Raw genomic sequence first — 12038 nt, forward strand, 5'->3', positions numbered from 1 at the left:
AAAGCTAGTGCTGAGGATCCATTAGAAGATGTATTTTCTTCTGATAAGGTTAATAAAGCTCTGGATCAAGTGCGGGATTTGGATGTTTATGAAGTTGGAGTTCAGCAAGGTCAGGTTGGCAAAGAAAACCCCTTTGTGGAATGATACGGATTCTCGCGGATATTAAAAAGTATAAATCCTTTTGGTACGGATTTACGCGGATTTTTTCAGGAGTTCTGGGCGGCGTTCTTTGGTGTGGGATACAGCTTTTCTTCTTCGCCATTTTTTTATTTCTTGGTGGTTACCTGAAAGTAGTATTTCTGGTACTTTTAATCCACGAAAATTGCGTGGTCGGGTATATTGAGGGTATTCCAAAATCCCTGTCCCCTTGCTCTGGATAAACGCATTGCGTTTATCTGAGCTGTTCTGAAAGGATTCTTGGGAGGTGGCTTCTTTTTCAAGAACGCCAGGAAGCAGGCGAACAACAGCGTCGGTAACAACCATTGCAGGTATTTCTCCTCCGGTCAGGATGTAGTTCCCAATTGACAGCTCATCATCGACCAGATGTGTTCTAACTCGTTCATCTACACCCTCATAGTGGCCACAGATAAGGATAAGATTTTTTTGTTCCTTAAGTTTTTGTGCTTTTTGTTGATTAAATATTTTACCTTGGGGAGTAAGTAGAATAACTGTGGTTTTCTCTGGTTGGCGTTTGGGTTTAATGCTTTCTGTAGCTTGAAATATAGGTTCGGGACGGAGAACCATACCCTTTCCTCCTCCGTAGGGGCGGCTATCAACTGTTCCCCGCTCATCAATTGCCCAGTTGCGAAGGTCGTGAATGTTTATTTTTACTTTCCCTTCTTTCTGGGCACGGCGAATAATTGATTCCGAGAAAGGTCCCGAAAACATTTTGGGGAAAAGAGTTATAATGTTGATGGTTAGCATGGGAATAAAAAAGTTATAACTATGCTGTTATTTAGGAATTCAATAGCTTCAAGGGACTCAATGGTATCAGTGGTTGGGAAAGATTTTTTTCTCTGAACCCTTGAATCTGCTGAATCCATTGAGGCTACTGAAACCAAGTTATCTGTCTTGAAGTTCGATACTCGAATTTAGCCTTTTGTGAAGAGTATAGTACTCTTATTCCTCTTCACTGGTGGGGCTTTCCATTAGCTCCAAATTAAATCTTATATCATCTTTGATTGCTTTTGTTTTAAGTAGATTGCGTAAAGATTGAATTGTACTTCCGTTTTTGCCAATAATTAAACCCATGTCTTCTGGCGCAACCTTAAGCTTAAGGTTAAGAGTGTCATTTATCTCTTCTGTTTCTATTTTAACTTCTTCAGGATTATTTACTATCCTTTCGACTATGTAATGTAGTAGTTCTTTCATGGTTAGTAGTTAGCAACTAGTAACTGGCAACTAGTAATTAGTAATTAGATCTGCCTGCCTGCCGGCAGGGACTAGAGACTGGTAACATGTAAATCGTAACAATTGTTCGGGTAAGAACCTCACGTAAAGTGAAGCTCGGAAGCTACGTAAATATGCCCCCTTGGCGCGTAATCCGCTACCAGCAATTAACAATCAACAATAAGCAATTGTTCCCTATCCCTTATCTTCTATTTTTTTTTACTTCTGTTACGATTCTCGTGTCTCGCCCTTGTCTTCTTCCTCTTTTTCTCGCGGCTCTCTTTCCTGCTCGACCGCTTGTGCCTTGCGCTCTTTTTGGGCTTCTGGTTCTTCTGTTTCAGATTTTTCTTCCTCTGTGCTTCTTTCCTCTTTTTCATTTTGTCTTGTGTAGGGTTCGTACTCATACGTTCCTTCTACTAGTTTTTCAACTGCAGGTGTCATTTGTGCTCCATTTTTGATCCAATGTTTTAGGCGCTCCTCGTCGTAAACAACTTTATTGGGATCTTCTGTTGGATTGAACCAACCAATTTCCTCTTTTGTTTTTCCATTGCGCGGACTGCGCGAATCTGCAACCACAATTCGGTAGCTGGGTGCATTTCTTTTGCCTGTTCGTTTGAGGCGAATCTTTAACATATTTCTTTGGAACAATACTTTAAAACTCTTTGTAACACTTTACTTTTTTCCACTTGTTAAGCGTAGTAAAGTATGGCAAAGAATAGTAACGTGCTGTGCGCTATTGCCACCTCTCCAAGGCATCTTGTGCTGCTGCCTGTTCCCCTTCTTGTTTACTATTTCCCTCCCCTCCCCCAATTTGTTTGTCATTTAGGAAAACACCCATTCGGAAATTTTTTGCATGATCCGGACCCCATTCTTCTAAAACTTTGTAGGTGGGAGTAATTCCTTGTTCTTCTTGAGCAATTTCTTGAAGAGTCGATTTTGCGTCCTTGTATTTTCTGTTTTTAACAATTTCGTCAACTTTGTAAAAAAGGTTCTTTTCTAAAAAATTTTGGCAAGTTTTGTAGCCTTGGTCTAAGTATATTGCTCCTAAAAATGCTTCAAAGGTGTTTGCTAGAATGTATTCACGTTCTCTTCCCCCAGAGTCATCTTCCCCTTTAGATAGAAATAAGTAGTTGCCTAAACCTAGTCTTTTTGACTCTTCCGCAAGGGATACAGTGCAAACTAAGGCAGCTCTAATATTGGTCAGGTTTCCTTCAGGTTTATTTGGGTATTTTCTGAAAAGTTTTTCTGAAGTTGCTAATTCTAGGACTGCATCTCCCAAAAATTCTAATCTTTCATTTGAACTTAACTCAAAATCTGGGTGTTCATTAAGATATGATCTGTGCACAAATGCGTTTCTGGCTAAAGTTTTGTTTTTAAAGGTTAAATCTATTTTTTTCTCTAGTTTTTCAAGATCCATGTTTTTTCAATAATGTTTATTGCTAATGGCTGATAGATCTTTGTCTAATGCTTTTATCAACTATCAACAATTAACTATAAACAACCAACAATTAACTATTAGTTTTTAAGTTTTAATATCTTTCTTCTCAACTACAGTTCCTAACACCCCGTTTACAAATTTACTTGAGTTGTCACTTCCAAACTCTTTGGCTAATTCCACTGCCTCGTCAATTGCAACTTTTGGAGGTACGTCCTGAGCAATAACTAGCTCAAAAATGGCTATTCTTAGTATTATTAAGTCTACTTTAGCTATTTGTTTTAAGGGCCATTCGGGAGCTGTTTCCTGAATTATTTGGTCAAGACAATCTTTGTTCTCAGTTACACCTTGAATTATGAAATTTGCCAGGTCCTTGTCGTATTTTTCTATGTCTAGTACTTCAGCAGCTATGCGAATAGCCTCACTAAGTTCTTGAGAAAGTACAGACCAGGAAAAGAGAGTTGCTAAACTTATTCTCCTGGCATTGTGTCTGGGATCCATAAGCAATTTGGTAAGTTTGTAATCTGGACAGATTTCTACTGTTTGTATTTATAAAGCAAGCCTATTACTAATCTGTCAGACTACTTTACTGTTAAAGGACTTTTCTTCCTCGGTAATAACCGCAGTTTAGGCATACCCTGTGAGGCAGCCTTTCTTTTCCACAGTTTGGACAAGCTACATCCATGGTAGCGCGAAGTTTTTGCTGCGACCGCCTGCGGTTTTTCCTCCCTATTGAGATTCGCTCTTTTGGTACTGCTGCCATAACTTTGCCTATTGTATCAGCTTTAGGTTGTACCTGCAAGACGTAGTATTAGAGTTCATGTTCTTAATGGCTATGATACTAGCCTCTAGTATTGCGATTCTTAATTATGTTCTTGTGGTTCAATGTTCAAGTGTTTACTGCTAACTACTTGCTACTAGTCTTTTTTGCAAGAATTGAGATGGTGGTGGCACCAAAGCTACGTTGGCGAATTGTTTTAAGGCCATCTACCTCTTGGGGTAATTTTGTTTCTTTTGCGTGATCGAAGATAATAATTCCTTTTGGAGATAGTATATTTTTCAATTGTTTAAGAATATGAATTTGCGATCCCATGGAGTATGGCGGACTTAGGAAAATAAGGTCAAATTTAGTGCTATCTGCATTTTCAACAAATTTTGCCGCATCCATTTTTATTACCTCTCCCCTACTTTCTAAGCTCATGTTTTTCAAATTTTCCTTTATGGTTTTTGTGCAGCGATTGTCTATATCAACAAAAATTGCTTTTTTTGCTCCGCGGGAAAGAGCTTCTAGTCCGTAGGAGCCACTTCCGGCAAAAAGATCAAGCACATAAGCGTCTTTTATTAAGCCCTGAAGCATGGAAAATATTGAGTGCCTGACAATGCTTTGGGCAGGTCGAATTTCTTTTTTTGGAATTTTTATTTTTTGTCCTTTTGCAGTTCCTGTAATTATTCTCATATGTACAGATTAGCGCAGATATTAAAAAGTATGAATACTATTGGTATGGATTTGCGCTGATTTCTCCTTTGCTGAGTATTGTCACGGGTATCCAGTCCCTTCCTCTTCACTGCATTAAATTCTTACTATTTGCTACTTATTACTTACTACTCGCTACTAATTTAGTTTGGTGCGATGTGTTTAGTGTTTAGATATTTTTTTAATTCCGGGTAGTTATTTATTTCATTTATAATTTTTTGTGCTGCGGCACGGGTAGTTTTTATAAGATCTAAGTTGGAGAGGGATGCAAAGTCAAATTCCGGAATACCATGCTGTTTCGCTCCGTAAAGTTCTCCTGGTCCCCGCATTTTTAGATCAATTTTTGCTAGTTCTAGTCCGGAGTTGTGTTCTTCTAACGCTTTAAGGCGTTTTCTCGTAGTTTTTCCTTTCTTAGGTGTAAAAAGCAAACAGTAGGATTTTTGACCACTTCTGCCTACTCGTCCGCGGAGCTGGTGTAGGCCTGCTAGTCCAAAGCGGTGCGCCCCTTCAATAACCATTATATTGGCTTGAGGGATATCTACTCCAACCTCTACTACGGGGGTGGCGACTAAGACTTGGATTTTTCCTTGCCTAAAATTTCTTGCTGTTTTTTCTTTTTCTTCGCTATCCATCTGTCCGTGAAGTAAGCCTACTTCAAACTCTGAAAAAATAGCTTTGAGCCTTTCAAACTCAGTGGTAACAGCTTTTACATCTTTTAAAGTTTCGTGTTCAGACTCTTCAATTAGGGGGCAAATAAAAAATGCTTGGTTTTTTAAATCTGCTGATTGCTGATTGCTGGATGTAGAAAGCTGTCTTTTTATCCACTTGTAACCCGCACTTCTTTTGTGCTCTGGTACTACCCATGTTTTGGTTGGTTTTACTCCTGGAGGAAGCTCATCAATGGTTGAAATATCTAAGTGTCCATAGCTTGTTAAAGCTAGGCTTCTGGGAATTGGCGTGGCAGTCATTGTGAGGCTATGCGGTGTTTTTTCTTTGATATTGTTGCTGTCAAGAAGCTTTGCTCTTTGCTTTACACCAAACCGGTGCTGTTCATCAATTATAACCAGTCCTAAGTTTTTTAGAATTTCTTTGCGATGGAGTAGTGCGTGAGTTCCAATAATGACGTCCGCAAACGGCGAGCCGCCTTCCGCTTTCTGCTGTTTCCTTCTGGCGGTGTGCGGAGTGCGGACAGCGGTTTGCGGACTTGACCCTGTTTGTAATGACAATTTAATGTCGTATGGTTTTAAATATTTCTCAAAAGTTCTGTAAACTTGCTTGGCAAGAATTTCTGTGGGTGCCATGTAGGCAGTATTTTTACCTGCAAGTGCAACTGTATAGGCAGCTATTACCGCTACCACAGTTTTACCTGAACCAACATCGCCCTGAAGCAGTCGATTCATTGGTGTTTCTTTTTCCATGTCTTTTTGAATTTCAGCAATACATTTTTTTTGGGCATTAGTTAATTTAAATGGTAGACTCCCGATCAATTTGGCAATTTTCTCCTTTTGCTTGGCAGACAAAAAAATGCGTGCTGCTGGTTTTTGCTTTTGCCACTGGCGCCGTTTCCTTAATGTTTGGAGTTGAAACCAGAACATTTCTTCAAATGCTATTCTATTTCTAGCCCTTTTAATCTCTTTTTGGTTATTAGGAAAATGGATGAATTTTAGAGCTTTATTGAGGTTTAAAATGTTATATTCTTCCTTAATTATTTTGGGTAGGGGGTCTTTTGGTTTTTGTTCAAGATTTTCAAACACAGCTTTTATTCTTGCTCGTAACCATTTGGATGATACTCCACTTGTTTCAGGATATATAGGGACGAGACGCCCAGTGTGAACTAAGTTACTAGATTGGTAATTTTGGTTATCTTTGGTTAAGTGTTTGGCAGGACTGTCTGCCTTTTCGTATTGGGGGCTAAGGAAAGCAGGTTGACCAGAAAAGTTTTTGAGTTTTCCTGAAAAATAAAATGTATCTCCTTGGTGAATAGTGTTAGTAATGTAATGCTGGTTGAACCACACTAAGAGCAAAGTTCCTGAATTGTCAGCTACAATTGCTTTGGTTAACTTTTTCCCTCGGCGGGTAAATATATTTTTTATTTCTAGGATTTCTCCCTTAATAGTTGCTGGCTCACCTGCTAACAGGCTGGAGATTTCACTAATTTTTGAAAAGTCTTTGTATCTGGTGGGATAGTGATGAATGAGATCACTAACAGTTTCAATATCCAAATTTTTGAGACGTTTTTGGTATTTTTTGCCTACGAAGCGGATCTTTGAGACAGGGTCTGTAAGTTTCATTAACCTAAGATTACTGGAAGTATGGAGCTAAGAACCATTGTAATAGCAGTTAGGGCAATAATTACTTGCCACATTTTTTTATGCTTGCGAAAGAATCCAATCATTGTTGTATTTCCTATTTTCCCATACTTTTTGCTGCATCGTCAAACAAGCCTAACTTAGTAGAGGTTCTTGTTGGCTTTGTGTTGGGTCCTTCTTTATTTTTTTTATATTCCAAAAGTTGATTGTTTTTCCAATTTGGAGCGAGCCGTATGTTCCATCGTATCCTGGAGGTGAGAAGGAGAAATTACCTTTGTTTACCTCTTTAATGCTTTTTATTGTTTGAGGGGGGACGATATCTTCAAGCTCGCGTTGAATATTTTTGTTAGTTAGTTTCCATAGGTTTGCTTCTGTGTTGGTTCTTTCTATTGTTTTTTTGTATAAATTAATAACGCTTTTGGAATTTGTGGTTTTGATATTGAGAGAGTTTGCGATTACTTCGCTTAGCGGTACTATTTTTTTGAATTTCCTTTTTCGGGGTCCGTAATTTTCTCCCCAATTTCTGTTTCCTGCTTTTTGGGTTTGTGCTAAGTCTAATACTCGCTGTAAAACACCGATAGTAAGTTTTTTTCCACAAAGCGGACAGATTCTAGTTGGTGGGGTGTGTTGAGGAGAGAAACAACACCAGCCAGGGTGGTTGTTTCTCTCTCGGTGTCCGGTGAGGAAATATCTACCTTCTGTCATTGGGAATTCATAAGTTTGTACCATAGAACCTGTTTTTAAAGCATTAATTATTGCTGGATAACTTAGCTCTTTTACTTCTAAAGTGCTGTACTCTCTACCTAATCTGTCTAATCTCCCGCAGTGAGCGTCGCTAGAGGAAATAAAGCTAAGATGGTCTAGTTCAGGAATCATCATCAAGGCTTTTGGATCGGCGGAAAGACCGGTCTCAACAGCGTTAATATATTTAGTAAAGGTTCCGTAGACATCTTTTAGGCTGTTTATTGGATTTTTGGAGCCAAATACGCCTTGGGGAGTAAAGATATGGGCTGGTATTACTTCAATTTGCTGGTTAATTTCTTTTAAAGTAAAGAGAAAATTTTCCAGCTCTTTAATGTTATTAACTGTTAAAAAAGGACGCCCAATAGTGTTTTTTACGCCAAACTCATCTAGAAGATTTATAGTTTGTTTTGCAGCTTTGAAGTGTGGGAAAAGTAATACATTGTGCCAAGCCTTTCTCCTGGTTGGTTTTTGCGGATAAGGCATTGTAAAAATTACTTCTGTTTGTAGAACTAATCCCTTTTTTGGGTATTCCTCGCTAGTAAGAATTCCATTTTGTTCTTGGAAATTTTTTTCTAGAGTTTCTAGCCACTCGGGGTAAAGACAGTCACCAGTACCGTAGATATCAATTCCCTTGAAACCCATTGTTTGAAAAACCTGTCTTAGTGATATCTCCCCTACCCCACCCGAAGCACCTGAGTGTGAATGTAAGTCTATGTTTAGTTCCATATTGCTGTTATTATACCAACAGAGATGCTAAATTGGTTTGCTCCCGTCTTTGTATTTTGCTAAACTAAGAACTGATGTTTTCCAGGCATATGTCTAGAAGAAATAGATTTCCATCACTTTTTGGTGGTGGGCGTAACAAAAGGAAGCGCAGGCTTAGTACCAGAAGGTGGTTGCCAACAATCTCAATAATTGCCTTAGCTTTATTTGTGGTAATTACTGCTGGGTCGGTTATGAGCTTGGCAGTTTTTGCTTTTTATTCTAGCAAATTGCCGTCTCCGGATAAGCTGACAACAAGGGCGCGATCGCTTTCAACCAAAATTTATGATCGGAATGGTGATTTGCTTTATGATGTTCATGGAGATCAAAACCGGACGCTGGTACAGTTGGAGGATGTTCCAGAGCATTTGGTTCAAGCTACCTTAGCTACTGAGGATGCTGACTTTTACGCTCACAAAGGTTTTGATCCTCTTGGTATTCTTCGTGCTTTTTACAATGTAATATTTCTTTGTCGGCTTCAAGGCGGTTCTACTATAACGCAGCAAGTGGTGCGCAATACTGTAATTTCTAGAGAGAGAACACTTACACGTAAAATTAAAGAGTTAATGCTAGCTCTTCAGATTGAAAGAAAGTATGGTAAAGATGAAATTCTTCAAATGTATCTTAATGAGGCTCCTTATGGTGGGCAGGCTTATGGTGTTCAAGCAGCTTCAGAAGTTTATTTTTCTAAAGATGTTCAGGATTTGACTTTGGCTGAATCAGCTTTCATGGCTGGGATGACCCAAGCGCCATCTAGATATTCTCCTTACCGTGATCCAGATACAGCTAAGGCTCGGCGAGATTATGTTTTGCATTTGATGCAAAACCGGGGTTGGTTGGGAAAGGATGGGAAGCGCCATTTTCTTCCTCCAGAAGAAGCGGAGGTAGCTAAGGAAACTAAGCTTATTTACACACCCCCAGGTGGCGAAATAAAAGCTCCGCATTTTGTAATGTATGTTAAGGAGTTGTTGACAGATCGTTATGGAGCTAGTTTGGTGGAGCAAGGGGGGCTCAAAGTTACTACTACACTTGATTTGGAAAAGCAAGAGGAGATGCAAACCATTGTTGCTGAAGAAATTGCTAACGTTGCCCATTATGATATTGGGAATGGCGCTCTTTTGGCTATGGATCCCCAGACAGGCGAGATCTTGGCAATGGTGGGTTCTAAGAATTTCTTTGCTGAGGATTATGATGGGCAGGTTAATGTAACCCTCCGCCCGCGCCAGCCCGGGTCTTCAATTAAACCCATTACTTATGCTACTGCTTTTAAGCAGGGTTATACACCAGCCTCAGTTTTGTTTGATGTTCCAACTAAATTTCCCGGCGGGTCAGGGCAGCCAGATTATGAGCCTGAAAATTACGACGGCAAGTTTAGGGGTCCAGTAAAACTCCGGTATGCTTTGGGAAATTCAATTAATTTGGTAGCAGTTAAACTACTACGGTTAGTTGGTGTCCGCGAGATGATAGAAACAGCGCATGATCTAGGAATTACTACCCTGAATGAGCCAGAGCGGTACGGTCTTTCTTTAACTTTGGGTGGTGGTGAGGTTAAACTTCTTGACTTGGTAACTGCATATTCTGGTTTTGCTAATGAGGGGCGACGAGTAGCGCCCCAAGCTATTTTGGAAGTTTCAGATTCTAATGGGCGTGTTCTTGAGGAGTTTAAACCAACGGAGGGTCCGCAGGTTCTTTCTCCAGAAGTTGCATATCTGGTTTCTGATATTCTTTCTGATAATAATGCGAGAACTATGGCTTTTGGACCACACAGCTCTTTGCATATTCCTGGCTATTCAGTAGCGGTAAAGACAGGGACCACAAATGAAATGAAGGATAACTGGACTGTGGGTTATACCCCTTCTATAGCAATTGGGGTATGGGTAGGGAATAATGATAATTCATCAATGAGTAATGTTGTTTCGGGTATTACCGGTGCTGCACCGATTTGGAACCGGGCGATAAATGTGTTTTTGGAAGGCAAGAGTGATGAACCGTTTGAGCGCCCAGATGGAATTGTGGAAGAAGATATTTGCAATTTGTCAGGGCAAAAACCACACCAGTGGTGTTATGTACCAGGTGAAGAAGAATCTAATTTTTGCGATATTGGTCAAGAGCTTTTTATAAAGGGTACTGAACCTACAGAAGTTTGTGGTTTTCATAAGAAGCTTGAACTTTGTAAGGTAGATGGAAAGTTAGCTTCGGATGCTTGTCGTGAAGCAGATGAGGTGAAAGAAAAAATATTTGTAGATTATCAGGCAGCTCTTTCAGATTGGCAAGAATATGTGGATGATTGGGTTGAAGACCAATATGGCGATGACGATACCTATGACCCACCTACTGAAGAGTCTGAATCATATATACATTCCGATGATAAAGACGAACCTTGGGTACAAATTAAGGAACCTGGAGATACGGTTTCACAAGAATTTAAGGTTAAAGTCAAAGTTATAACACCTTACACTGTAACTAAAGTTAAGTTTTATCTAAATGATAAACAGGTGGGTAAAGACGATACAAGTATTCCCTATGAGCAGAAGATGAAAATAGAAGATACTACTGTGGCTGAACATACCTTAAAGGTTAAGGCTTATGATTCAGCTGGAAATGTTGGAGAAGCAACCAAGGATATTATTTTGAAAGATGTAACTCCTGCACCAGGTGAAGAGTTAGAAGAAGATGAGGACACTTCCACAGGTTAACTTCCATTAACTTTTTAAAAATATGATTGTTATGCTTATCCCTGTTGTGGTTTAGTGGTGTGAATTAGGTGGTAACTGTTTCTACTATTTTTTTAAATGCTTCCGGATCTCGGATAGCTAATTCTGCTAGCATTTTTCTGTTAAGATCAATATTTTTTTTCTTAAGAAGGTTTATGAAGCGACTGTAGGGGAGATTAAACTCGTTGAGTGCCGCGTTAATTCTTTGAATCCACAGCTTGCGCATATCCCTTTTTCTTAATTTCCTTCCAGCAAAGGCGTGCTCTCCAGCTCTAAGATAAGCTTCGTGTGCTCTTTTGAATAGCCTTGACCTGGTACCTTTGTACCCTTTGGTTTCTTTCAGTATTTTTTTGTGTCTTTTTCGGCGGACAGTGCCGGTCTTAGTTCTAGGCATGGTTGGTTGGTTATGGCGGTGGCTTGCGTTTCCAAAGGTCACTCGCCCGTCTGGTGATTATCATCTTAGGCTCGCTTAGAAAAAAATTTGCATTTCAAAAATGTTTATTAGAAGTTAATGCTAGCAAATTTTTCTATACCTTTGTAAACGAAACCCCCGCCATACCTTTTGTAATTTGAAACTTGTTCCGCCAGCTGGCGGATTGGAATTTCTGGCGCCTATTTAGGCGCTAGAGTCATATTCATAAACCTTCCTTTTCTTTCAATATCTTTTTCAATTCTGGCTTTTTCTGCGAGTTCTTCTTTTATTTTTTCTAGCTTTTCGCGACCAATTTCAGGATGTGCTATTTCGCGTCCTTTAAAAAGTAATTCAAACTTTACTGGATGTTCATTTTCAAAAAACTCTTCTGCTCGTTCTATTTTTATCTTTAGGTCGTTTTTGTCTATGTGAGGACCAATTCTTAAAATTTTAGCTTCTTTGCTTTTGGTTCTCTTTTTCTCCTCTGTTCTCTTTTTCTTCTTTTGGTATATAAACTTACCAAAATCTAAGATTTTTGCTATTGAAGGTGAGGCAGAGGTCGAAACCACTACTAGGTCAAGATTCTTTTCCTGTGCTATAGCTAAAGCCTCCTCTTTGTCCAGTATTCCTAGATTTTTCCCTTCCGGGCTAATAACCCGAAGCTTTTTGTCTTTTATTTTCTCGTAAAAACAAAACACGACCGGTTCCGCCCCTTGGCCGAACCGGTCGTTCTGGAAAGCTGTTTCGGCTTTGGATGAGAGAAGCTCTCCTTAGCCTTCGCCGGCTTCCGACCGGTAAT

Annotated in this window: 12 protein-coding genes; 1 reads left to right on the forward strand and 11 read right to left on the reverse strand. The window is 39.5% G+C overall.

The annotated features are described in order from the left end of the window. Positions 1–192 precede the first annotated feature (192 nt). The 9 genes from trmD to U9M98_03485 all read right to left on the reverse strand — a co-directional run bounded on the left by trmD (position 193) and on the right by U9M98_03485 (position 8077). Entirely contained in the window at positions 193–924 is a 732-nt protein-coding gene (gene trmD / locus U9M98_03445) for a tRNA (guanosine(37)-N1)-methyltransferase TrmD (protein ID MEA2020735.1), read from the reverse strand. 195 nt (positions 925–1119) lie between these two features. Further along, positions 1120–1371: a KH domain-containing protein gene (locus tag U9M98_03450; protein ID MEA2020736.1), complete on the reverse strand. Its 252-nt coding sequence runs from the start codon at positions 1369–1371 to the stop codon at positions 1120–1122. Between the two features lie 246 nt (positions 1372–1617). Next, complete coding sequence (rpsP, locus tag U9M98_03455; protein MEA2020737.1) at positions 1618–2022, reverse strand: 30S ribosomal protein S16; 405 nt, start codon at positions 2020–2022, stop codon at positions 1618–1620. 100 nt (positions 2023–2122) lie between these two features. Beyond that, positions 2123–2806, reverse strand: a complete 684-nt coding sequence (gene rnc, locus U9M98_03460) for a ribonuclease III (protein ID MEA2020738.1) — start codon at positions 2804–2806, stop codon at positions 2123–2125. A gap of 105 nt (positions 2807–2911) precedes the next feature. After that, complete coding sequence (gene nusB, locus U9M98_03465) at positions 2912–3325, reverse strand: transcription antitermination factor NusB (GenBank protein MEA2020739.1); 414 nt, start codon at positions 3323–3325, stop codon at positions 2912–2914. Between the two features lie 91 nt (positions 3326–3416). Continuing rightward, a complete protein-coding gene (gene rpmF, locus U9M98_03470; protein ID MEA2020740.1) occupies positions 3417–3587 on the reverse strand; it encodes a 50S ribosomal protein L32 in 171 nt (56 codons plus the stop codon). Positions 3588–3731: 144 nt separating this feature from the next. Further along, complete coding sequence (gene rsmD / locus U9M98_03475) at positions 3732–4280, reverse strand: 16S rRNA (guanine(966)-N(2))-methyltransferase RsmD (GenBank protein MEA2020741.1); 549 nt, start codon at positions 4278–4280, stop codon at positions 3732–3734. 161 nt (positions 4281–4441) lie between these two features. Further along, positions 4442–6589 carry an ATP-dependent DNA helicase RecG gene (gene recG / locus U9M98_03480; GenBank protein ID MEA2020742.1) on the reverse strand — a complete coding sequence of 716 codons (2148 nt, stop codon included), beginning with the start codon at positions 6587–6589 and terminating at the stop codon, positions 4442–4444. A gap of 153 nt (positions 6590–6742) precedes the next feature. Continuing rightward, positions 6743–8077, reverse strand: coding sequence for an endonuclease Q family protein (locus tag U9M98_03485; protein MEA2020743.1), 1335 nt, complete (start codon positions 8075–8077; stop codon positions 6743–6745). Between the two features lie 89 nt (positions 8078–8166). Here U9M98_03485 and U9M98_03490 point away from each other — a divergent pair, with 89 nt between their 5' ends. Then, positions 8167–10809, forward strand: coding sequence for a PBP1A family penicillin-binding protein (locus tag U9M98_03490; protein ID MEA2020744.1), 2643 nt, complete (start codon positions 8167–8169; stop codon positions 10807–10809). A 64-nt stretch (positions 10810–10873) separates the two neighbouring features. Here U9M98_03490 and rplT read toward each other — a convergent pair whose 3' ends face one another. Further along, complete coding sequence (rplT, locus tag U9M98_03495; protein MEA2020745.1) at positions 10874–11221, reverse strand: 50S ribosomal protein L20; 348 nt, start codon at positions 11219–11221, stop codon at positions 10874–10876. A gap of 218 nt (positions 11222–11439) precedes the next feature. Continuing rightward, complete coding sequence (gene infC / locus U9M98_03500) at positions 11440–11937, reverse strand: translation initiation factor IF-3 (protein ID MEA2020746.1); 498 nt, start codon at positions 11935–11937, stop codon at positions 11440–11442. Between the last annotated feature and the right edge of the window lie 101 nt (positions 11938–12038).

Source organism: Patescibacteria group bacterium (assembly GCA_034659915.1).
In the GTDB taxonomy this organism is placed as follows: Bacteria; Patescibacteriota; WWE3; order JAUXAW01; family JAYEID01; genus JAYEID01.

What these genes read in the sequence shown, in the direction of transcription:
- recG (MEA2020742.1), bottom strand. Translation starts at nt 6,589, where the DNA reads ATGAAACTTACAGACCCTGTCTCAAAGATCCGCTTCGTAGGCAAAAAA.
- U9M98_03485 (MEA2020743.1), bottom strand. Translation starts at nt 8,077, where the DNA reads ATGGAACTAAACATAGACTTACATTCACACTCAGGTGCTTCGGGTGGG.
- trmD (MEA2020735.1), bottom strand. Translation starts at nt 924, where the DNA reads ATGCTAACCATCAACATTATAACTCTTTTCCCCAAAATGTTTTCGGGA.
- rplT (MEA2020745.1), bottom strand. Translation starts at nt 11,221, where the DNA reads ATGCCTAGAACTAAGACCGGCACTGTCCGCCGAAAAAGACACAAAAAA.
- nusB (MEA2020739.1), bottom strand. Translation starts at nt 3,325, where the DNA reads ATGGATCCCAGACACAATGCCAGGAGAATAAGTTTAGCAACTCTCTTT.
- rpsP (MEA2020737.1), bottom strand. Translation starts at nt 2,022, where the DNA reads ATGTTAAAGATTCGCCTCAAACGAACAGGCAAAAGAAATGCACCCAGC.
- rsmD (MEA2020741.1), bottom strand. Translation starts at nt 4,280, where the DNA reads ATGAGAATAATTACAGGAACTGCAAAAGGACAAAAAATAAAAATTCCA.
- rnc (MEA2020738.1), bottom strand. Translation starts at nt 2,806, where the DNA reads ATGGATCTTGAAAAACTAGAGAAAAAAATAGATTTAACCTTTAAAAAC.
- U9M98_03490 (MEA2020744.1), top strand. Translation starts at nt 8,167, where the DNA reads ATGTCTAGAAGAAATAGATTTCCATCACTTTTTGGTGGTGGGCGTAAC.
- U9M98_03450 (MEA2020736.1), bottom strand. Translation starts at nt 1,371, where the DNA reads ATGAAAGAACTACTACATTACATAGTCGAAAGGATAGTAAATAATCCT.
- rpmF (MEA2020740.1), bottom strand. Translation starts at nt 3,587, where the DNA reads ATGGCAGCAGTACCAAAAGAGCGAATCTCAATAGGGAGGAAAAACCGC.